Below are 20,522 nucleotides of genomic sequence, written 5' to 3'. Positions count from 1 at the left end.
GTTATGTGCAAATCCAATGCTGCAATTAATGCGGTAATTGCAATGATGCTGGGCGTGGCGCCGCTAACGTATGCGAGCGAAAATGGTCAGTCAAGTTACCCCGTGGGTGTAAATACGGTATTGAACGGGTTGCTTCCGGCGCCGGGTCAAACGTATTACTACGATTATTTTCTGGTCTATCACGCCGGGCAGTTTAACGATGAGCACGGTGATAGTTCGGTGCCGGCATTTCGGGCGCACGTAATTGTGAATGCATCGAGAATAGTGCATACCTGGGAAACGCCGATTGGGCCGTTTACGGCAGCTTCTGGTGTGGTATTGCCGCTGGCTACATCAATAACGCTATTGCCGGGAATCATGAGCACAACACCGCGCAGGGCGATGTTATCGTTCACTCGCTGTTCTTGGGTTATACCAACGACGCGCACAATGTATTCGGCTTTTTTGCGCCGTTGGATGTACTGCTGCCCACCGGGGAGTACAACAAGAACAGCATCGCCAACACTGGCCTCAATCATTACACCTGGATGCCTAGCTGGCAGAACACCTGGTTCGCGACGCCCAACGTCGAGGTCTCCACCGGCCTGACCGCCGAAATCAACGCTGAAAACCATGACACGGACTATCGCTCCGGCAACTCGGCCACCTTCGACTGGATGGTGGGGTATTCGTTTGATGATAAGTGGCAAGTGGGCGTGCAGGGCTTTTACTCCAAGCAGTTTACCGATGACGAAATAAACGGCGATACCGTGTTGGACGGCTTCCGTGGGCAAGGTTCGGCGATTGGTCCGCAAGTTCGCTACACAATAAGCCCCGGCGTTGCAGTTGCATTGAAATGGCAACATGAGTTTGATGTGGAGAACCGTCCCGAGGGAGATCGGGTGTGGTTTCAGTTTGCCTTTCCGCTTTAGTTGAGTGTACTCAATTAAATAAACGTTAATCGAAATGCAAGGGCTGCAAGTTACTCGCTTGCAGTCCTTTAGTTATTTAGAAAGGAGATAGCTATGAACGAGCAGCAGGCAGTAAGCGCAGTTGTAGAGTGTGAGAACCTACGGTGTCGTGCATTGGAAGAGGGTGATTTCGTGCAGTTGACTGAGTTGGTGGATGACCAGTTGGTGCATATCCACGCGACCGGTGCGATAGACGATAAACCGGCCTATCTCAAGTTGGTGCGCGAGGGCATAACGTTCCTGCGGGTCGAGCGCAAAAACCTCGATGTACAAGTGTATGGCGAACTGGCCGTGGCGACCGGCAGGTTGCTGCAGCGGATCGTGTTGCGCAGCAGTGGCGAGCAGCGGGACATGGATGTGGTGACGACACAGGTCTGGTTATGCCGTGACGGGGCGTGGCGGCAGGTTAGTTTTCAGGCGACCAATCTTTAACTATTCGCTCCAAAAAACGCCCGGTAGCAGACATGCTATCGGGCGCGTTGCAGCAGGCTTAAACGCGCTCGGCGCAGCGCTTGGCAAAGGCCAGTTGCTGCAGTTGGAACTGTTCGCCAACACGGTGGAAGTCGATGCAATGGCCGGCCCCTTCAAGCATTGCCGCGTCGACCTCAGGGCTGTTGGTAAACGCGTCGGCAAACTGGCGAATCAGTGCGTCGTTGACGGGCCAGAGTTTTTCAAATTCTGGCTGGCGGTAATGCACCGGGACAGTAACTTTGGCCGCCAGTTTGGTGACGATTTTCGGCCAGCCCAGGCTGATATCGATCAGTTCACTGCGCGGTGCCGGTGCGCCTGCGGCATAGCTTGCCTGGGGCATTACGGCAGGGTCGTAGGTGCCTTCGGGGCCAAAGAAAAAGCCGTTCATGGCCTCCATGGGAATGCTGACCAGCGTCTGGCTCGGCGGAATCTCGTTCCACTTGCTTTTTGACTCGGGCACCGGGTCCAGTCCTACGCCAGACACTGCAATGCCGAGCAGCGGCCACGTAGGCTGGCGAGCCGCCAACGCGATGCAAATAGCGCCGCCGATGGAGTGCCCGATCAGCACCACGCCGCGGGCCTGATGCGAGTTGTTGCGCCAGATTTCGTGAACGGCCGATTCAAGAATTTCTGCGTTATGGACAATGTTCGGCGATGCCGACGCGTAGTCGGCACTCTTGCCGTAGCCCGGGCGGTCAATGGCGAAAATAGGCAGGTGCTGGGCGTTTGCCCGGTCCAGCAAGGAATACCCCTCGGTATCGAAATACTTCGAAGAGTAGGTGCCCCCGTGAATGGCGATGATCAGCGGCCGTTTCGGGTCGCCGTTCTCGGGCAGTCTTGCGCGGCCGGACAATGTGATGCCCAAACCGGAAACGACATAGTCCAGGCACGTGGAGGGAGTGGTTGCGTTGTTCATGGCGGTCTGTGTCCTGTTTTTATGATTGTTAAGGCGCCTGAAACTGCGGATGGCTCAGGCTGCGGTCAGCCAGGCAGTGCCTTTTTGTTTCATGCTGGTTTCCAGCTCGCTGCCACGGGTGGCAAACACTCGGCTCAGCGGGAAGCCGCTTTTTTCCAACAGGTAAGCGAGGGCGGCGTACTCAATGGGGTACTTGGCCGCCACGGCTTGTTCGATGTCCACCACGCCTCGTGGGAAGGTAAAGCTGCCCATGTCGTAGACGCTCTGGCGGTTGACCAACTTCCATTTGCCGTCGCGTTTTTCCACGCGGTCGTAGAAGCGGTTGTGTACGCAGCAGCCAAGGCCCAGCTCGGCATTCTCGGCGACGATCATCGCGTTGGTTTCGACGATGGCTTTGGCGCCGTTGAACGTCACCACCGGGATGCCGATCAAGTGTTTTGTGCGCAGCTTGGAACCACCCATGCGCTTGGAGCCTTCGATGAACTGGGCAAACGGCCCCTCGAACCAGGTGATTTCAATAACGCCATCCGGGTGAAAGAGGTCGGCCAGTTGGTCCCATTGGCTCAGATCACGGTGAATCCAGCCATTGATGAGGTCGCTGATTTGCAGGCGGTCTTCGAGCAGCGTTTGCATGGTGGGTCTCACGGAAATAGAGGTGGACCGAGCATCTTCTTCTCTTGCATCAAACTCAAATAGATTGATATGAAAGATCTATCAGTAAAACTGAAGGCGAAGAGACCCCATGGATCTGCGACATTTGCGTTACTTTCTGGCAGTGGCCGAGGAGGGCCACTTTGGTCGCGCGGCCGAGCGCCTGCACATCGTGCAGTCGGCGTTGAGCATGCAGATAAAGGCCCTGGAGACCGAACTGGGCGGGCAGCTGTTTCTGCGCACCAGTCGGCGCGTGGAGCTGACTGAAGCCGGCGTTTTGCTGCGGGTGGAGGCGCAGCGCACCTTGGACCAAGCCGCCCACACGCAACTAGTGGTGCAACGCACCCTGCGCGGGGAGATGGGCACTGTACGGGTAGGGTTCGCCGGCAATGCTGTGTTCAGTGGCCGGCTAAAGACGGATGTGCGCGCGTTCCATGCCGTTTACCCAAAGGCCGAGGTGGTGCTTCGGGAACTGCCGCCTCACCTGCAAGTTGAAGCCTTGTTGGCCGGGGAGTTGGATGTCGGGTACGTGCCGACGCATGGCGCGTTGTCGTACGGTGCTGAATTGGCCTTTGAAAATATTGGCACCTGGCGTCTGCTGGTGGCGATGCCGGATACGCATCCGCTGGCCAATGAGCCGTCGTTGCGCTTGGCAATGCTGCAAGCGCAGCCAATCATCGTCTACGCCGCCCAAGGCGAGGACATCATGATCGAAGGACTGCGCGAGATTCTGGGTCGCGAACCGGACGTGCATCGCACCACCAGCACGCTCAGTCTGCTTGCCATGGTTGCCTCCGGCCTGGGTATCGCACTGGCGCCCGAAACGCTGTTGAATGCCACCATTCCAGGGGTGGTCTATCGAGAGCTTGCCGATGCCAAGCCGCAGGCGGATCTGCTACTGGTCAGCCGCAATGACGAGGCGGGCGGTGCTGTTCGTGCGTTTCTGTCGATTGCCCGCAAAGGTTAGCGGGCTCCGCCAAGTTTTTAAGCCATCACCCGATTGCGTCCGGCTTTTTTCGCCACGTACAAGGCCGTATCAGCGCGGCGCAGGGTGGCGTCGAATGGCTCGTTACCGGCTTCGGCCACGCCAATCGACACCGTCAGGCGAAAGTCACTGCCAAACTCGGGAAACTGCAACGCCTCCACCAACTGGCGCAGGCGCTCGGCCTTGAGTTTTGCGCCCTCCAGCGAGGTGGTGGGCAAAATCAGCAAGAACTCCTCACCGCCAAAACGCCCAAAGCAATCCACGCTGCGCACGTTAGTTTGAATGTGTTCAGCCAGGGTACGCAGTACTTTGTCGCCGCCCTCGTGGCCGTAGCTGTCGTTGATCTGTTTGAAGTGGTCGATGTCCAGCAAGCACACGCTGAACGCCTGGCCATCGCGGTGAAAACGCGCCAGTTCCTGCGCCAGTACGTTCTGCAAATGACGGCGGTTGAACAGCCCGGTCAGTTCATCGCGGGTGGCCAGCGCCTGGATGGTGGCGAGCGCTTCGTGCAGTTCAGTCATCGTCAGATTGAGGGTGCGGTTGCGTTCGAGCACCTCGTTGCGCAGCCGGTTGATATGGCTGCCGAGCCACACCACCTGCGCCGAAACCAGCAGAACGGCCAGCACCTGCAGGGCTTCCAGCGAGCCGATAACCGCCTGCTCATTGGTGAGCCACAGCAGGGCCAGCGAGAGCAGGTAACCGCCGAGAATCGCGACGATGGCACGAATAAGCGTGGCGGTGCCAAGCGTCATCACCCCATAGGTGACGGGTACCACAGCCAGCATCAACACCACCCCTCGGGCTTGACCATTTTCGAGGTAGTACAGCACCGGCAGGGACGGAATGACCGAGCAAACGATTTGCGCGAACGCCATGTTGGGGTCGGCGAATTGCAGATTGCGCCCCGACCGAATCAGCAGGAAAAACACCAGACTGAGCAGCGCCGCCAACACGGCATAGCCAATAACGCCCGCCATCGGCAGCAGCCCGGCGCGGTAGAAGAAAAACACCAGGAGCAACGTGGCCAGATAAGACACGACGGCCATGCCCAGCTTGCGCAGCCGTGCGGATTGATCCTCCTCGAGCGGAAGAGACTGTTCAGGAAGTGCGGGAGGGCGCGTATCAGGGGGGTTGGATTGCGTCATACACCTTCCTGGCTGAGGCCTCTCGATTCGATGCGCGTGGTGCGGTTACTCGGTGCGGCACGCGGGGAGAAGCGATTGGCATCCTTGTAAATCACTTCATCTGAATATAGCAGCGCTGAATCGACGAGCCACCTTGAGGCAGCGTTGAGCGGAGAACATGACGGGGAGGAGCGGGAAAGTAGCCTAAACAGGCTACTTCTGGAATTCAGACGAGACACCACGCTTTAGCGTGAAGTTCGTCAACGTACCCAACAGAACATCCCGCATTGACAGCCACCTGCACACACTCGTCGCTACCTTGCTGAGTTAAACGGCCTCAGCCCCACGCGGCGCCAGAATTTCCTGAATTGCCGGCCCCACGATCGAAACCAATTCGTCGGTTTGCGCCTCAACCAGCAACGGCACGCCAATGATGCGCCGGCTGACAATAATCCCCACCAGCAATGCCGAGGCCAGGCCCGCGCGCAAGGTGGCGTCCGGGCCCAGGTCTTCACGAAAACCGGCCAACAGCCTGGATTGAATAAAATCGCGTAGTTGTTCGCGTGCCTGCTCATTCACCACCGCGCCGCGCAGGGTGGCCATCAGCGGTGCCGACTGGGCTTCGTCGCCTTCCCAGGCGTGAAGAAAGGCGCGCACCACACGTTCGCCGAGCTGGCTGTCACGCACTTCGAATACGGTGCTCAGCCCTTCAAGGGCTTCGGCGGGAATGTGCATCACGGCGGCGAACAGGTCGTTCTTGGAGCCAAAGAACTGCATGACCTGCGAGACGTCGACCTGCGCATCGGCGGCCACCAGGCGAATGGTGGTGGCGGCAAAACCATCGGTAGCAAAGCGCTCGCGCGCGGCATCGAGTACAGCCTGACGCGTGTTGCCGGGGCCAGGGCGGCGTCCGCGACGCGGCGTAGGGGGAGTTGGCTCTTTCAAAAGTAGTCCTTTAACTTTGGTCGTAAATATATCAACGCGTATTGAGTTTGCTTGCGCAAAACCTTAGGCTCCAGGCGTCAAGTTCGTGTGCCACAACAATAACAAGGTCACAAGACATGAAGCGCTGGTCCGTATTGGTTGGCTGTTTTCTCGGGATGAGCATTGCCTCTCCGGCTATTTTGCTGATCCCGCTCGGGTTGTTCATGAAGTCGGTGACCGGCGAGTTTGGTTGGTCGCGTACCGAGTTCGCCCTCATCATTTCTGTCGCGTCGGTCTGTAACGCCCTGGTGCTGCCACTGGCCGGTTACCTGGTCGATCGTTTCGGCGCGCGCCGGACCGCCTTGGTCGGTACCTTGTTGGGCTGCGGCAGCTATATGTGCCTGTCGCTCACCCATTCTTTTGCCGCCTTCATGGCGATGACGGCGCTGAGTGTAGCGTTCGGCAATTTGGCCAGCTACCCGGCATTTCTGTATCTGACCCAGCGCTGGTTCGACAAGCACTTGGGCCTGGCCTTTGCCATCACCTCGTCAGGTTTGGCGGTAGGCACCGGCGGCTTCTCTTTTCTGATTTCACAACATATCGAATTGCACGGCTGGCGCGAGGCGTTTGTGGTGGCCGGCGTGGTGGCGTTGGTGATCGGCCTGATCAACTTGACGGTGTTTGTGCGCGATAACAAAGGACCGGTTCCCGAGGCCGAACGGCGTGACGAACAAGTCGCGCTGAGCCAGGACGGTTTGACCCTGCGCGGTGCCCTGGCTACCGGCGATTTCTGGCTGTATGCCGCGGCGTTTGCCGTGGTGCTGTTCGGCGCCGTGGGCAGCAACGTCCACCTGCCGGCCATGTTGTCGGATTGGGGCGCTACCGGCCCGCAGATCGCCGGCATCGTGGCTGCCGGTTCAGTCGGTTCTCTATTTGGTCGCCTCACAGGTGGCGCGTTGCTGGATCACCTGCACACGCGAACCGTCGCGGGCTTGTTCCTCTTCTGCCAACTGGTGGGTTTCCTGATGCTGCTGGAAGGGCTCAAGTGGGCGCTGCCCGCCAGCTTTCTGATTGGTGCCATGCAGGGGGCCGAGATCGATCTGCTGGGTTATCTGATTGCCCGACGCTTCGGACGGCTGGCCTATGCGCGGATATTTGGCAGCGCCTTTTCCGTGACGCTGCTGGGCGCCATTGTCGGCCCCATCGCCCTGGGGATGGTGTTCGACAAAAGTGGCTCGTATCAAACCGGCTTGTTGCTGTTTCCGATCCTCCCGGTGCTTGCCTTCGGCTTGTTGTGCGTCGCGGTCAAGGCCCCGGAGCAGGCCTCACCTGTTGTTGCCGTAACCGTTACGTAGCGCGATTTATCAGCCTTCGTGCAGTTGGCGTGCGACCTGCGCCAACGAGTGCTGAATACAAAAATAAAAGGAAAGACTATGCACCCCAAGCCAATCGGGACGACCCCGATCCGCAAGCGCGCGCCTGAATTTTTGCGCCTCACGCTCGCGGCTTCTGTCGCCATCTGGGCAGGCCATTCGCTGAAGGCCAGCGCTGCCGAACTTCCCACCGAGCCGCCTGGCGCCGGTCAGGTTGCCCCGGAACTGAAACAGCCGAGCCCCGCCGGGGCGGCGACCCTGGCCGCCAAGCCAGCACTGCCCGACAGCGCCTTGCTCGGCCATATCATCGAGCGCAAAAAGCAGTTCGCGAAAATTGATGCGCTGGTCGAACACGGTCAACTGACCGAGTTGCCGCCGCCGTCGGAAAGCATCCTCGGTGATGCTGACGGCTTGCGCTCTGATCTCGCCGACCACGGCATCGGTTTCAGCATCCTCAACATGAGCACTTTCGCCAACAACTACATGGACCACGACCGGCACCGGCCGCAGGCCTATAGCGGCGAGCGCCCTACGTACTCAAACAATTTGCTGGCCGGTTTCACCTATGACCTCGGCCAGGTCGGCCTAGACAATGGCCAATTTATCTTCGGCGTTGGCAGCTACTACTCCAGCTGGGACGAGGTGAATCCATCCTCGCGTTTCAGCTTTACGCGCATCGCGTACTACCAAAGCCTGTGGGATAAAACCGTCGAATTCAAAGTGGGCGTGCTGCCTAACGACCTGGAATTTATCGGTCCCTTTACCGGCGGCACGCTGGTCGGCGGCACCCAAGGCCTGCAGGCGGTTATCCCGTTCCAGGTCGGCTTGAGCCATGCGCCGGTGTCCACGCCGGCCGCCAACGTCACCCTGAATATGGGCAACTTCTACAACAAGTTTGGCGTACAGCGCAGCGTCAGCTCTGATGGCATGGGCGCGGAAATCGACCGCCACCTGGGTGAACTGGATCTGCATGCGGACCATACCGGTGTGCTGTATATCGACGAGCTTGGCTACAAGCGCGAAGCCAAGCCGGGCAGCCCCTACGCCTGGCTGCGTGCCGGCTATATCCACAACACCTCGGACTACACGCAGTTCCTCAGCAACGAGCGCAGCGACGACAACTACGCCGGTTACGTGCTGGGCGACTACCAGTTCTACCAGTTCGACAGCGCCATCGCCTCGCGTGGTCTGTATGCCGGTTTTACCTGGATGTCGGCACCCGAAGATCGCAACCTGTTCGACTTGTATTACGGCCTGCGGGTGTTCGCCAAAGGTCCGCTCGACTCGCGCCCCTTCGACCTGCTGATGCTGGAGTACGGGTACACAAGTTATAGCGACGACGCCAACAAGAAACTGGACCAGATCCATGTTTCCAACGCCGATGACTCCAAGTCGACAACCTTGGCCTACAACATGCGCGTCGCGGCGGGTACGTACTTCCGTACTGGCGTGAGTTACGTGGAAAAACCGGCTTTCAGCCCCGACGTCAAAGATGCACTGAACCTGCAACTCAGTCTCACGCTGTTCTTCTGATGGAGCTACACCGATGACTCATGTTCCTGCACTGATTCTTGTAACGTCCGCCAATGGCAACCAGGGCAAACGCCTGGTGCCACAACTGCTCGCCGGCGGCCACCGCGTGCGTGCCTGTGTACAGAGCAACTCCTCCGCCGACGCTTTGCGCAAGCTGGGCGTACAGGAAGTGTTGGTGGGCGATCTGGCCGATACGGCCTTTATCCGCCAGGCCGTGCAAGGCGTGTCGAGCATCTATCACATCGGCCCGACCTTGCACCCAGCCGAGCGCGAGATGGGCTTCACCATCATCGATGCCGCGCGTGAAGCCGGGGTAGGGCACTTCGTGTTCAGCTCGGTGCTGCACGCCATCACCACCGACCTGGTACAGCACGAAATCAAGCGTGATATCGAAGAGCACCTGCTCTCGTCGGGCCTGGAATTCACCATTCTGCAGCCCGCCAACTACATGCTGGCGCCGCGCTTGAAACCGGTGTTTGAAGAGCACGTGTTCCGCCTGTCCTGGTCGTTGGAGCGCTATCAATCGATGGTTGATCTGGACGACGTCACCGAAGTGGCGACCCAGGTGCTGACCCAGCCCAACCGCCATTTCTCTGCCACCTATGAGCTGGTCGGGCCTGGTCGCTTTACCGCCCATGACATCGGCAAGGCACTGTCGAACGTGCTCGGCACCGACATCCGCGTTGAGCGCATCGATATGGCGGCCTTTATCAAGGCGCGATTTGGCGAGGGCGATCCCGTTACGTTCGCGCACCAGCAACGGGTGAGTTCATCCATCGAAAAACGCTACAGCAACCACGACTTCCTCGGTAACTCGAACGTACTTAGCTGGCTGCTGGGCCGCCCGGCCACGGCGTTCGAAGACTTCGTGCGCAAGGAGTACGTGGCCTACCAAGCACTGAAATAACCGTACGGCTTTACCCCGAACCGCATGAACCAAAACAATAAGGAAATTGTCATGCTCAACCGCCTGCTTGTCTGCGTTTTACTGCTGTTGCCCACGCTGGCCATCGCCAGCGCCGATGCCGAACGTTTGCAAACTATTCGAGGTAAAGCCTTCAGTGTGTGTAGCAACCTGCTGGTTCGCTACAACCCTAATCAAGACGGCAGTGATCCCCGTTTTACCGAGCGCTATCACCAGGACCTGCTGACGTTGCAGCAACTGGTGGCGCAGGAGGAAGACCCGCAGTTGATCCAGGCTGCCGCTGATATGGGTAAGCGCATCGAGGAACTGGAGCGTCAGCCGGCGAGCAGTGCGGCGCTTTATCCCACCTGGATCAACCCGCTGCTCAAGGCCCAGGCCAGCCTCGATCAGCAGGCCGCCAAGCGCTACGCCACGGTGGCGCCAGGCGAGCCGAGCCTGGCCTTGCATGCGCTGAGCCTGAATATCCAACGTCTGCAATTGCTTTATCAGGCGCGCATTTTTAGCGGGCTGATCGTGTACGTCGTCGACGCGGATGAAAACACCTTCATGCAACTGGACCAGCAAATCATCGAAGGCTTTACCGCCCTTGAGCAGAGCTGGCCGCAGAAGGCGGCGCAGCTGAGCAAACTCCAGGGCAAATACGATTACGTGCGCCCGCGGTTGCTGAAAAGTGACAAGGGTTGGGTGACGGGCGGGGCGGCTTATTACCTGAGCCAGGTGACGGATGGGTTGGCGAACCTCGACGCGAGGTAGGTTGGGTTGAGCCAAAGGCGAAGCCCAACGAACCAGCCATCACCATTTCAACTAGCCCGCATCATTATTGGCCATTGGCCGAGCTTTACGCAGTCGAGATAGGCTCTGAACGCAGTCGACGTTCAGCGTCGGAAATCGAAGAACAATAAGAAGATCTCACTATGCGTAGCTCGCCCGTGTGCCTCACGCCATCTCCTCTTTCGTTAATCAACGGGTGGTCCTTGTGATCGCCCGTGTACTGGGCAACCTGTCAGTCGGCACCAAGCTGTCGCTGGGGTTTGGCTTGGTGCTGTTGTCGACGCTGGGCGTTGCCGCCACGGCGTTCTACGCCTTCAACGTGCTCGAAGCCCGCGCCGTCAAAATGAACGACGTGGCGGCCGTCGAATCGTTGATGCTGCAGGCCCAGGTCGCGGTAAAAGCCTTCGGTCTGGAATTGGCCGAGGGCGAAGCCAGCAAGGTGGCCAGCCTCACTGATGAGCTGGTCTCCAAACTCGCGCAATCGGATGCGCAGGGCGACTCCGTTGAAGCCGCCAAAACCTATCTAGCCCAATTCCAACGCTACGCCAAAGCCCAGCGTGATTCCCGCGCGGCGCGCATGCGCATGCAGGAGTTGGCGCAGGTGGTGGGCGAGCGTTTTACCGTGGTCATGCTGGACCAACTTGACGCGGTAAACCTCCTGGCCTCGCAGCAACAGCCAGCCGACTCGGTGCGCATGCTGCAGCTGGAACAGGCCTCCACCTTGCGTGACAAGTTGGCCAACCTGCGCGACAGCGAGCTGTATTTCACCCTGCAAGGCACCACCGAAGTCCGCAACGCCTGGGAAGCCCGCGTCGTCGAGCTGCGCTCGTATATGGAAAACCTCGAGCTGCGCCTGGAAGGTTCCGAGCGTGACTCGCTGACCCAGGCCCGCGCGGCCCTGGCTGAATACGCCACGGCCTTCAATGGCTACGCCGCCAGCCGCGATCAGGCCAGCGACAGTCAGACCGCGATGAATGCCGCCGCCGACAAGGTGAGCGACTTGCTCGGTGCCGCCCGTGTCTCCCAGGTGCAAGCCTCGCAGTCGATGAGCCAGCGCGTGGTGCGGTTGCTTGAAGGCATCGTGCTGTTCGCATTGGCCTTTGGTATTGGCGCCGGATTGCTGATTCGTCACCTGATTCTGCAGCCGCTGCGCCAGGCCGTAGCACTCACCCAGCGCGTGGCGTCGGGCGACCTCAGCGCGCAGATCGATGCCGGCGGCCGCCGGGATGAACTGGGCCAGTTGCTCACCAGTGTCGGCGTGATGCTCGACAGCCTGCGCGGGCTGATCGGCCGGATTGGCCACGGTGTCGGCCAGTTGAATCAGGCGGCTGACGGCCTGGTGCAAGTCACCGACCGCACCCGCCTGGGCGTCGATTCACAGCGCGAAGAAACCGAGTTGGCGGCCACCGCCATGCAGCAGATGGCCGCCACCTCGCAAGATGTAGCGCGCAATGCCAGCCAAACCCGCGATGCCGTCGAATTGGCCAATAGCCAGGCGCGCAAAGGCGAAGAACTGGTGCGCCAGGCCAGCAACAAGATCGGTCATCTGGAGCGCGAGATGAGTGGCTGCTCCGAAGCCATGGGCTTGCTGCTGGAAGAAAGCGCCGCCATCGGCAAGGTGCTCGATGTGATCAATGCCCTGGCCGGACAAACCAATCTGCTCGCGTTGAATGCGGCGATTGAAGCGGCGCGTGCCGGCGAAAACGGTCGCGGGTTTGCCGTGGTGGCGGACGAAGTGCGCAATCTCGCACGGCGCACCCAGGCGTCTACCGATGATATCGCCGCCATTATTTTGCAGCTGCGCACCGTCGCCGAGCAGGCGGCCAGTCGCTTGCGCGGTAGCCAGACGTTGACCGGCGAGAGCGTGGTGCTGGCGGCGCAAGCCTCACTGGCACTGCAGGAAATCGCTGCGGCGGTATCGACCGTAGAGCAGATGAGTCAGCAAATCGCCGCCGCCGCCGAACAGCAAAGTGCGGTGGCCGAACAGGTGGGCGAAAGCATGGAGCGGGTACGTGCGGTGGCAGAGCAAAGCACCGAAGCGAGCGGTTTGCTCGACGCCTCGGTACGCGGCTTGGAGCAAGTGGGCGGTGCCCTCAACGCAGCGGTTGGTGGTTTTCGCACCGCCGCGTTACCTGGGGTCATTTAGCACGCACTTTGCCAGGGGTGGTTTTAGGTGAGTCGGAGCGGGGCAGGGGTAAGGCGGTTTTATATTTCACCTGTTTGAGCGCGAAACTCGAACGGATATTGGCAACACCGGGAATTTTGGAAAGTTGATTGACGATAAACCGCTCAAGTGCCTGAACATCGGGAACAACCACCCGAATAAGGTAATCGGCATCGCCGGTCATCAAATAACACTCCATCACTTCGGGATAGTTCTGTACCGCTTCTTCAAAGGCTTCTAACGCACGCTCTACCTGACGTTCCAGGGTTATCTGGATAAATACACTAACGCTCAATCCAAGTTCATATGGATCGAGCAGCGTTACATAACGGCTGATCAAACCAGACTCTTCCAGCGCACGCACTCGGGTTAAACACGGCGAGGGCGAAAGATGCACGCGCGCAGCCAGGTCGATGTTGGTTATCCGGGCATTAATCTGCAATTCCTCAAGGATTCGCAGGTCGGTTGCATCGAGTTGTGTTTGCGGCATATCACACCTCAAAAAATTAAGTACGCGGCATTCTATGCCGAAAAACAGTAGCAAAGAAGCTTAGTTCGGCGGCACGTTCTGTCGGTTCATCTTTAAGCTAACAACAATTAAGAGGGAGGCAGCTATGAGTTCGCTAAATGAAAATTCAATAACTGGGTCAATGGCGTCGCTGGATATTGACCGAGAAGAAACACAGGAATGGTTGGAGTCTTTAGAGGCTGTCGTGCGCGACGGCGGTTCCGAGCGCGGCCAGTTTCTGTTGAAACAATTGGAGCAACACGCAAGAGCACTTGGCATCACCTCGCACGTGCATCCGTACTCGGCCTACCGCAACACAATTGCGCTTGAAAAGCAGGGTGTCTATCCAGGCGATCTTGCTGTCGAGGAACGGATTACTTCCATTATTCGATGGAATGCTTTGGCCATGGTGGTGCGCGCCAACCAGGCGTACGGGGACTTGGGCGGGCATATCGCCAGTTATGCGTCTGCCGCCGAAATCTTCGAAGTCGGGTTTAACCATTTCTTCCGCGCCCGTGATGACAAGCACGGCGGCGATCTGGTGTTTTACCAGCCGCACTCGGCGCCGGGCGTTTACGCTCGCGCGTTCCTTGAAGGGCGTCTGTCGGAAGAGCAACTGGCCAACTACCGCCAGGAAGTGGGCGGCAACGGCCTCAGTTCCTACCCGCACCCGTGGCTGATGCCGGACTTCTGGCAATTCCCCACTGGCTCCATGGGCATCGGCCCAATCAGTGCCGTTTACCAAGCGCGTTATATGCGCTACCTCGAACACCGCAACCTCGCCGAAACCGCCGACCGCCACGTGTGGGGCGTATTCGGTGACGGCGAGATGGACGAGCCGGAATCGATTGCCGGCCTCACCCTGGCCGCCCGCGAGAAGCTCGACAACCTGACCTTTATCGTCAACTGCAACCTGCAACGTCTCGACGGCCCGGTGCGTGGCAACGGTCAGGTGATCCAGGAACTCGAAGCGCTGTTTACCGGTGCTGGCTGGAACGTGATCAAAGTGATCTGGGGCTCGGACTGGGACCCATTGTTCTCCCGCGACACCAACAACGCCTTGCTGGCACGCTTTGCCGATACCGTGGATGGCCAATACCAGACCCTCGGCTCCAAAGACGGCGCCTACAACCTGCTGCACTTCTTCCAGCAAGACCCAGAGATTCAGGCGCTGGTTTCGCATATGTCCGATGCCGATATCGACGCGCTCAAACGCGGCGGCCACGACTTCCGCAAACTGTTTGCCGCGTTCGCTGCGGCCAAGGCACACAAAGGCCGGCCGACCGTTATCTTGGCAAAAACCAAGAAGGGTTATGGCATGGGCGGCGCGGGCGAGTCGCGGATGACCTCGCACCAAGCCAAGAAGCTGGATATCGATGCGCTCAAGGAATTCCGTGATCGCTTCGCGCTGCCGCTGTCGGACGACGATGTCGCGCAACTGCGCTTCTATCGCCCGGCCGAAGACAGCCAGGAAATGCGCTATCTGCAAGAACGCCGAACTGCGTTAGGCGGTTATATGCCAGCGCGGCAGAAGGGCAACGAACATGTCGCCATTCCAGCCATTGGCGACTACGCACGCTTTGCGTTCGAAGCCGACGGTAAAGAGATGTCCACCACCATGGCGGTGGTGCGCATGCTTGGCGGCCTTTTGAAAGACAAAGAGCTGGGCCCGCGCGTGGTGCCGATCGTGGCCGACGAGGCGCGTACCTTCGGTATGGCCAACCTGTTCCGCCAAATCGGTATTTACTCGCCGCTCGGCCAGCTGTACGAGCCGGAAGATGCCGGCTCCATGCTGTATTACCGCGAGGCTAAAGACGGCCAGCTGCTGGAAGAGGGCATTACCGAAGCCGGTGCGCTGTCGTCCTGGGTGGCCGCTGCGACCTCGTACAGCGCCCACGGCAAACCGATGCTGCCGTTCTACATCTACTACTCCATGTTCGGTTTCCAACGGGTTGGCGACCTGATCTGGGCCGCCGCCGACCAACGTGCCCGTGGCTTCCTGCTGGGCGCTACCGCCGGCCGTACCACCCTCGGTGGCGAAGGCCTGCAACACCAGGACGGCAGCAGCCATGTGGTAGCGGCCACCGTGCCGAACTGCCGCGCCTATGACCCGGCGTTTGCCGGCGAGCTGGCGGTGATTGTCGACCACGGTATGCGCCAGATGATGGAACGCGATGTTGACGAGTTCTACTACATCACCGTGATGAACGAGAACTACGCCCAGCCGTCCTTGCCCACCGGTGTTGAGGATCAAATCATTCGCGGCATGTACCGCTTTGCCGCGACCGACGCCGCCGAGTCGCGTGGCTCGGTGCGCTTGCTGGGCAGCGGCACCATTCTGCGTGAAGTGATCGCTGCGTCCGAACTGCTGGCTGCGGACTGGCAGGTGTCGAGCGAGGTGTTCAGCGTCACCAGCTTTAGCGAGCTGGCCCGCGAAGCACGGGACGTGGAGCGCCATAACCGTCTGAACCCAACAGAAGCCGAGCGCGTGAGCCATCTCAGCGCCTCGCTGACAGGTGATGCGCCGGTGATTGTCGCCTCCGACTACGTACGTGCCTGGCCGCAACTGATCGCCAGCTACGTCGATGCGCGTTTTATCGCCCTGGGCACTGACGGCTTTGGTCGCAGCGATACCCGTGCCGCCTTGCGCAGTTTCTTCGAAGTGGACCGTCACCAGGTGGTGCTTGCCGCGCTGGACGGCCTGGTGCGCGACGGCAAGTTGCCGCGTCAGGTACTGGCCGACGCCGTTGCGCGCTACGGCCTGGATGGCAGCCGCCCGGCGCCCTGGACGCGCTAACGGATTTGCGCTTCGCACGCGCTCGATGAGCGTTTTATCCGCTCCCTGTCCGGGGAGTGGATCCACTTTTTTGGCGACGGTTAGTCATGAGTGAAATCAGAGAAATTCAGGTCCCGGATATCGGCGACTTCAAAGACCTTCCTGTAATCGAAGTGTTGGTCAAAGCGGGCGATGTGGTGGCGTTTGACGATGCGTTGCTGACCCTGGAATCGGACAAGGCCTCGATGGATGTGCCGAGCCCGGTGGCCGGCACCGTTGTGTCGGTAGCCCTCAAAGTGGGCGATCGGGTGTCCAAGGGCAGCCCGATGCTCACCTTGCAAATGGCGGCTGATGCAGCACCTGCTCCGGTAGCAGCACCGGCACCTGTCAGTGCAGCGCCGGCACCCGTAGCGGCTGCTCCGGCTGCACCCGTGACGCCTGTGAAAGCGCCCGCTCCACAAGCGCCGGTGGTGACCACTTCCGGTGTGAAACCCCACGCCAGCCCATCGGTGCGCGGCTATGCCCGCAAGCTGGGTGTGGACGTTTCCAAAGTAGCGGCCACCGGCAAAGGCGGGCGCATTGTTCGTGAAGACGTTGAGCGCTTCGTTAAAGACGCGCTGGTTCGTGCGGCCAATCCTTCGGCGGCCGGGGGCAACTCAGGTAGCGGGCTTAATTTGCTGCCGTGGCCAGATATCGACTTTTCCAAATTCGGCAGCATCGAGAAAGTCGCGCTGTCGCGGATCAAGAAAATCTCCGGCGCCAACCTGGCGCGTAACTGGGTAATGATTCCCCACGTTACCAACAACGAAGAAGCGGATATCACCGAGCTCGAAGCGTTCCGCGTACTGCTGAACAAGGAAGGCGGCAAGGACGCGATCAAGTACACGATGCTCGCGTTCCTGATCAAGGCATCGGTCGCCACGTTGAAGGCTTTCCCGCAGTTCAACAGCTCGTTGGGCAACGAAGACGGCGAGCCGATTCTGGTGTTGAAGCAGTACTACCACATCGGTTTTGCCGCCGACACGCCGAACGGCCTGGTGGTGCCGGTGATTCGCGATGCCGACCAGAAAGGCATCGGCCAGATCGCCACTGAGTGCGGCGAGTTAGCGAAGAAAGCCCGCGACGGCAAGTTGGGGCCAGCGGATATGACTGGCGGCACCTTCACCGTGTCTAGCCTCGGCGGCATTGGCGGCACCGGCTTCAATCCGATTATCAACGCACCTGAAGTGGCGATTCTCGGCGTGACCCGCGCGCAAATGAAACCGGTGTGGGATGGCGCAGGTTTTGTACCGCGGCTGATTCTGCCAATGGCCTTGTCGTGGGACCACCGTGTAGTCGATGGCGCTGCGGCGGCCCGTTTCCTTCAGCACTTGTCTGCGCTGTTGGCCGACTTCCGTCGAATTACGCTGTGAGGGTTGGCCAATGAGTTCGGTTATTGACGTAAAGATGCCGGGCATCGGCGATGCCGCTGCGATGCCGGTGATCGAAGTGCTGGTCAAGGTGGGCGACGTGGTGAACGTCAACGACCCGATCTGCGTGCTGGAGTCCGACAAGGCGACGATGGATGTGCCGTCGTCTGTCGCGGGTGTGGTTAGCGAGGTGGTGGTCAAGGTCGGCGACAAAGTGGGCGAGGGCGCTGTGTTGCTGAAACTGCAATCAAGTGCGGCGGCACCCGCTGCGCCCGCGCCTGTTGCTGCTGCGCCGGCTCCTGCACCTGCACCTGCACCGGCAGCGGCTGCTGCCCACGCCGGTGGTGCCGATCTGGAATGCGACGTGCTGGTTCTGGGCGGCGGCCCTGGCGGTTATTCCGCCGCGTTCCGCTCGGCTGATCTGGGCCAGAAAACCATCATTGTGGAGCGTTATCCCTCGCTCGGCGGCGTCTGCCTGAACGTGGGCTGCATTCCGTCCAAGGCGCTGCTGCATATCGCCAACGTGATGGAAGAGGTGCCGCATCTGGCCGCCCTGGGCATCGACTACGGCGCAAGCTCGGTCGATATCGACAAGCTGCGCGCGCACAAGGAAGCGGTGGTCAGCAAGCTCACCACTGGCCTCGGCATGATGGCCAAGGGGCGCAAGGTTGATGTGGTACGCGGCTATGGGCGCTTTGTCGACGCACACCATGTCGAAGTTACGCTCACCTCGGGCACCGGCCAGCAGCTGACTGACGAAAAGAAAGTGATCCGCTTCAAGCAATGCGTGATCGCCGCCGGCAGCCAGGCTGTGAAGCTGCCGTTTTTCCCGAATGACCCTCGCATCGTCGACTCTACAGGCGCGTTGGAACTGCGCAGTGTGCCCAAGCGCATGCTGGTGGTGGGCGGCGGGATTATCGGTCTGGAAATGGCCACCGTGTATTCGGCGCTGGGCTCGCGAATTGATGTCGTCGAAATGCTCGACGGCTTGATGCAAGGCCCGGATCGCGACCTGGTAAAAGTCTGGGAAAAACACAACGCCTCGCGTTTCGACAACATTCTGTTGCAGACCAAAACTGTAAAAGCCGAGGCCAACGAGCAGGGCATCTGGGTGACCTTCGAGGGCGAAAAAGCCCGGCCGAACCGCAGTGCTATGACCTGGTGTTGGTGGCGGTCGGCCGCAGCCCCAATGGCAACAAAATCGACGCCGACAAGGCCGGAATCGCCGTGGGCGAGCGTGGCTTTATTGCCGTGGATAAGCAGCTGCGCACCAACGTGCCGCATATCTTCGCCATCGGCGATATTGTTGGCCAACCAATGCTCGCCCACAAAGCCGTGCATGAGGGGCATGTTGCTGCGGAAGTGGCGGCGGGCGAGGCCACGGGTAATGCCGAACTGGCGCGCAGCAGTTTTGATGCGCTGCAGATTCCGGGCGTGGCTTACACCAACCCCGAGGTGGCGTGGGCCGGACTTACCCAGCAGGAAGCCAAGGCCAAGGGCATCAAGGTCGAGACCGCCGTGTTCCCGTGGGCCGCTTCAGGCCGGGCTATTGCCAACGGTCGCGACGAAGGCTTTACCAAGCTGCTGTTCGATGTCGAAACGCACCGTGTGGTGGGCGGCGGCATAGTCGGCACGGGGGCGGGCGACCTGATCAGCGAAGTGTGCCTGGCCATCGAAATGGGCGCCGATGCCGTGGATATCGGCAAGACCATTCACCCGCATCCAACCCTGGGTGAAACGGTGGGCATGGCGGCAGAAGTCGCCCATGGCAGCTGCACCGACCTGCCGGCAGTGCGTCGCTGAATAACCTGTGAAAATCGCTCGGATTCTGCGTAACGGAAAACCCGCCTTCGGCTTGCTCGAAGGCGGGTTTATTCGTATTTGTGCGGGGGCTGCCACGCTTGAAGAAGTGATTGGTGGCCGCTGGGAGCAGAGCGATTGGACGACGGCTGAAAGTGCCCAGTATCTGACCCCCGTTCCGGCAACCGGCAAGATCATCTGCGTAGGCCTGAACTACCGCGATCATGCCGCCGAGGTGGGGCATGCGGTGCCGGATTACCCGCCTATTTTTCTGCGTGCGGCCAGTTCGTTGTTGGCACACCGCCGCCCCATGTTGTTGCCGTTGGCCTCCATGGAGCTGGACGGTGAAGCGGAGTTGGCGGTGATCATCGGCAAGTCGGCCAAGCATGTAACCAAGGCGCGGGCGCTGGATTATGTGGCGGGGTATACCTGCTTCAACGATGCCACGGTGCGCGACTTTCAGCGGCGGTCTTCGCAGTGGACCATGGGCAAGAACTTTGATCGCACCGGTGCGCTGGGGCCGTTGATCGTGACGCCAGATGAACTGCCGCCGGGTGCGTCGGGATTGCGCATTTGTTTGCGGGTGAACGGCGAAGTACGCCAGGACAGCAACACCGCCGAGATGGTGTTCGACGTTGCCACGTTGATCTGTCTGTTATCGGAAGTAATGACGCTGGAACCCGGCGATGTGATCGCCACCGGCACGCCGGCCGGCGTGGGTTATGCGCGCAAGCCTCCGCGGTTTTGAAGCCTGGGGATGTGTGCGAGGTGGAAATCGAAGGCATTGGTCGACTGATCAATACCTTTACCGACGAGTAATCGTAGGAGCCAGCTTGCTGGCGAACCCTGCAACGGCGTTCTCCTCCTCCAACCGCTTCGCGAGCAAGCTCGCTCCTACGGAACGGTGATGCATGCGCAGTTATCGTAGGAGCCAGCTTGCTGGCGAAGCTTGCAAACGCTGGTCGTGAATACCTTCCAGATGTCGCCCAGTCGCCGCTACAAAACGGTGCGACTCGCCGCATGCCCCGGATGACTCATGATGCTGTCAATCAACGCCTGGGTGTAGCTGGGCAACGCATCCCCACGCCGCGTCAACACATGACGTTCACGCAACGCCCAATCCTCATCCAGCGGCTTGATCAAAAACTGCATGGTGCGCAAATACCGCAACGCCGCCGACTCCGGCACGATGCCCACGCCAACCCGGCCTCGACCATCCGACACACCGACTCAAAACTATTC

18 protein-coding genes and 3 pseudogenes are annotated in these 20,522 nt (G+C 59.8%); 15 read left to right on the top strand and 6 right to left on the bottom strand.

The features are described from left to right. Positions 1–3 precede the first annotated feature (3 nt). From AC0V2S_RS23400 to AC0V2S_RS23390, 3 genes and pseudogenes are all read left to right on the top strand, one after another. Positions 4–318 (top strand): annotated as a pseudogene (locus AC0V2S_RS23400) (SphA family protein); the annotation flags it as partial. Then, positions 228–911 carry a SphA family protein gene (locus tag AC0V2S_RS23395; RefSeq protein ID WP_475511845.1) on the top strand — a complete coding sequence of 228 codons (684 nt, stop codon included), beginning with the start codon at positions 228–230 and terminating at the stop codon, positions 909–911. The pseudogene AC0V2S_RS23400 and the gene AC0V2S_RS23395, both read left to right, overlap by 91 nt. Positions 912–1,004: 93 nt before the next feature. Beyond that, positions 1,005–1,382 (top strand): nuclear transport factor 2 family protein, encoded by a 378-nt coding sequence (locus AC0V2S_RS23390; protein ID WP_475511799.1) that lies wholly within the window; start codon positions 1,005–1,007, stop codon positions 1,380–1,382. A gap of 58 nt (positions 1,383–1,440) precedes the next feature. Here the strand turns inward: AC0V2S_RS23390 and AC0V2S_RS23385 are convergent, their stop codons facing one another. Together AC0V2S_RS23385 and AC0V2S_RS23380 are read right to left on the bottom strand one after the other, a co-directional pair. Further along, positions 1,441–2,337: an alpha/beta hydrolase gene (locus AC0V2S_RS23385; protein WP_475511798.1), complete on the bottom strand. Its 897-nt coding sequence runs from the start codon at positions 2,335–2,337 to the stop codon at positions 1,441–1,443. 54 nt (positions 2,338–2,391) lie between these two features. After that, positions 2,392–2,970, bottom strand: coding sequence for a nuclear transport factor 2 family protein (locus tag AC0V2S_RS23380; RefSeq protein WP_475511797.1), 579 nt, complete (start codon positions 2,968–2,970; stop codon positions 2,392–2,394). A 109-nt stretch (positions 2,971–3,079) separates the two neighbouring features. On the opposite strand from AC0V2S_RS23380, the gene AC0V2S_RS23375 reads away from it, so the two are divergent. Beyond that, on the top strand, positions 3,080–3,955 hold the full coding sequence (locus AC0V2S_RS23375; RefSeq protein WP_475511796.1) for a LysR substrate-binding domain-containing protein: 876 nt from the start codon (positions 3,080–3,082) through the stop codon (positions 3,953–3,955). A gap of 17 nt (positions 3,956–3,972) precedes the next feature. On the opposite strand, the gene AC0V2S_RS23370 is transcribed toward AC0V2S_RS23375, so the two are convergent. After that, the gene (locus AC0V2S_RS23370) at positions 3,973–5,019 is read right to left on the bottom strand and encodes a GGDEF domain-containing protein (RefSeq protein ID WP_475511795.1); all 1,047 of its coding nucleotides are present in this window, start codon (positions 5,017–5,019) and stop codon (positions 3,973–3,975) included. A 405-nt stretch (positions 5,020–5,424) separates the two neighbouring features. Beyond that, the gene (locus AC0V2S_RS23365; RefSeq protein ID WP_475511794.1) at positions 5,425–6,042 is read right to left on the bottom strand and encodes a TetR/AcrR family transcriptional regulator; all 618 of its coding nucleotides are present in this window, start codon (positions 6,040–6,042) and stop codon (positions 5,425–5,427) included. A 116-nt stretch (positions 6,043–6,158) separates the two neighbouring features. Here AC0V2S_RS23365 and AC0V2S_RS23360 point away from each other — a divergent pair, with 116 nt between their 5' ends. The 6 genes and pseudogenes from AC0V2S_RS23360 to AC0V2S_RS23335 all read left to right on the top strand — a co-directional run bounded on the left by AC0V2S_RS23360 (position 6,159) and on the right by AC0V2S_RS23335 (position 12,769). Continuing rightward, on the top strand, positions 6,159–7,376 hold the full coding sequence (locus AC0V2S_RS23360; RefSeq protein ID WP_475511793.1) for an MFS transporter: 1,218 nt from the start codon (positions 6,159–6,161) through the stop codon (positions 7,374–7,376). A 78-nt stretch (positions 7,377–7,454) separates the two neighbouring features. Next, the gene (locus tag AC0V2S_RS23355) at positions 7,455–8,927 is read left to right on the top strand and encodes a carbohydrate porin (RefSeq protein ID WP_475511792.1); all 1,473 of its coding nucleotides are present in this window, start codon (positions 7,455–7,457) and stop codon (positions 8,925–8,927) included. Positions 8,928–8,940: 13 nt separating this feature from the next. Further along, positions 8,941–9,834, top strand: a complete 894-nt coding sequence (locus tag AC0V2S_RS23350; RefSeq protein ID WP_475511791.1) for an SDR family oxidoreductase — start codon at positions 8,941–8,943, stop codon at positions 9,832–9,834. Positions 9,835–9,885: 51 nt separating this feature from the next. Further along, positions 9,886–10,605: a hypothetical protein gene (locus AC0V2S_RS23345; protein ID WP_475511790.1), complete on the top strand. Its 720-nt coding sequence runs from the start codon at positions 9,886–9,888 to the stop codon at positions 10,603–10,605. Positions 10,606–10,966: 361 nt separating this feature from the next. Then, a pseudogene (locus AC0V2S_RS23340) lies at positions 10,967–11,890 on the top strand (HAMP domain-containing protein); the annotation flags it as partial. Further along, entirely contained in the window at positions 11,885–12,769 is an 885-nt protein-coding gene (locus AC0V2S_RS23335) for a methyl-accepting chemotaxis protein (protein WP_475511844.1), read from the top strand. The pseudogene AC0V2S_RS23340 and the gene AC0V2S_RS23335, both read left to right, overlap by 6 nt. Here AC0V2S_RS23335 and AC0V2S_RS23330 read toward each other — a convergent pair. Then, positions 12,762–13,277, bottom strand: coding sequence for an Lrp/AsnC family transcriptional regulator (locus AC0V2S_RS23330; RefSeq protein ID WP_475511789.1), 516 nt, complete (start codon positions 13,275–13,277; stop codon positions 12,762–12,764). The genes AC0V2S_RS23335 and AC0V2S_RS23330 overlap by 8 nt on opposite strands. Positions 13,278–13,401: 124 nt before the next feature. On the opposite strand from AC0V2S_RS23330, the gene mdeB reads away from it, so the two are divergent. The 5 genes and pseudogenes from mdeB to AC0V2S_RS23305 all read left to right on the top strand — a co-directional run bounded on the left by mdeB (position 13,402) and on the right by AC0V2S_RS23305 (position 20,028). Beyond that, a complete protein-coding gene (gene mdeB / locus AC0V2S_RS23325; protein ID WP_475511788.1) occupies positions 13,402–16,092 on the top strand; it encodes an alpha-ketoglutarate dehydrogenase in 2,691 nt (896 codons plus the stop codon). A gap of 86 nt (positions 16,093–16,178) precedes the next feature. Next, positions 16,179–17,483: a dihydrolipoyllysine-residue acetyltransferase gene (gene aceF / locus AC0V2S_RS23320; RefSeq protein ID WP_475511787.1), complete on the top strand. Its 1,305-nt coding sequence runs from the start codon at positions 16,179–16,181 to the stop codon at positions 17,481–17,483. After that, positions 17,410–18,600: pseudogene (locus AC0V2S_RS23315) on the top strand (FAD-dependent oxidoreductase); the annotation flags it as partial. The gene aceF and the pseudogene AC0V2S_RS23315, both read left to right, overlap by 74 nt. Positions 18,601–18,641: 41 nt before the next feature. Next, complete coding sequence (locus AC0V2S_RS23310; RefSeq protein ID WP_475511786.1) at positions 18,642–19,283, top strand: FAD-dependent oxidoreductase; 642 nt, start codon at positions 18,642–18,644, stop codon at positions 19,281–19,283. 7 nt (positions 19,284–19,290) lie between these two features. Next, positions 19,291–20,028, top strand: a complete 738-nt coding sequence (locus AC0V2S_RS23305; protein WP_475511785.1) for a fumarylacetoacetate hydrolase family protein — start codon at positions 19,291–19,293, stop codon at positions 20,026–20,028. 248 nt (positions 20,029–20,276) lie between these two features. Here AC0V2S_RS23305 and AC0V2S_RS23300 read toward each other — a convergent pair whose 3' ends face one another. Continuing rightward, positions 20,277–20,504, bottom strand: coding sequence for a hypothetical protein (locus AC0V2S_RS23300; RefSeq protein WP_475511784.1), 228 nt, complete (start codon positions 20,502–20,504; stop codon positions 20,277–20,279). Positions 20,505–20,522: the final 18 nt, after the last annotated feature.

The sequence above is a fragment of the Pseudomonas sp. CC11G genome, from assembly GCF_056174845.1.
The sequence above is the reverse complement of the archived record's forward strand: the minus strand, read 5'-3'. Positions and strand labels throughout refer to the sequence as shown.

What these genes read in the sequence shown, in the direction of transcription:
- AC0V2S_RS23380 (WP_475511797.1), bottom strand. Translation starts at nt 2,970, where the DNA reads ATGCAAACGCTGCTCGAAGACCGCCTGCAAATCAGCGACCTCATCAAT.
- AC0V2S_RS23345 (WP_475511790.1), top strand. Translation starts at nt 9,886, where the DNA reads ATGCTCAACCGCCTGCTTGTCTGCGTTTTACTGCTGTTGCCCACGCTG.
- AC0V2S_RS23385 (WP_475511798.1), bottom strand. Translation starts at nt 2,337, where the DNA reads ATGAACAACGCAACCACTCCCTCCACGTGCCTGGACTATGTCGTTTCC.
- AC0V2S_RS23355 (WP_475511792.1), top strand. Translation starts at nt 7,455, where the DNA reads ATGCACCCCAAGCCAATCGGGACGACCCCGATCCGCAAGCGCGCGCCT.
- AC0V2S_RS23390 (WP_475511799.1), top strand. Translation starts at nt 1,005, where the DNA reads ATGAACGAGCAGCAGGCAGTAAGCGCAGTTGTAGAGTGTGAGAACCTA.
- AC0V2S_RS23375 (WP_475511796.1), top strand. Translation starts at nt 3,080, where the DNA reads ATGGATCTGCGACATTTGCGTTACTTTCTGGCAGTGGCCGAGGAGGGC.
- AC0V2S_RS23335 (WP_475511844.1), top strand. Translation starts at nt 11,885, where the DNA reads ATGCTCGACAGCCTGCGCGGGCTGATCGGCCGGATTGGCCACGGTGTC.
- AC0V2S_RS23370 (WP_475511795.1), bottom strand. Translation starts at nt 5,019, where the DNA reads ATGGCCGTCGTGTCTTATCTGGCCACGTTGCTCCTGGTGTTTTTCTTC.
- aceF (WP_475511787.1), top strand. Translation starts at nt 16,179, where the DNA reads ATGAGTGAAATCAGAGAAATTCAGGTCCCGGATATCGGCGACTTCAAA.
- AC0V2S_RS23360 (WP_475511793.1), top strand. Translation starts at nt 6,159, where the DNA reads ATGAAGCGCTGGTCCGTATTGGTTGGCTGTTTTCTCGGGATGAGCATT.
- mdeB (WP_475511788.1), top strand. Translation starts at nt 13,402, where the DNA reads ATGAGTTCGCTAAATGAAAATTCAATAACTGGGTCAATGGCGTCGCTG.
- AC0V2S_RS23350 (WP_475511791.1), top strand. Translation starts at nt 8,941, where the DNA reads ATGACTCATGTTCCTGCACTGATTCTTGTAACGTCCGCCAATGGCAAC.
- AC0V2S_RS23330 (WP_475511789.1), bottom strand. Translation starts at nt 13,277, where the DNA reads ATGCCGCAAACACAACTCGATGCAACCGACCTGCGAATCCTTGAGGAA.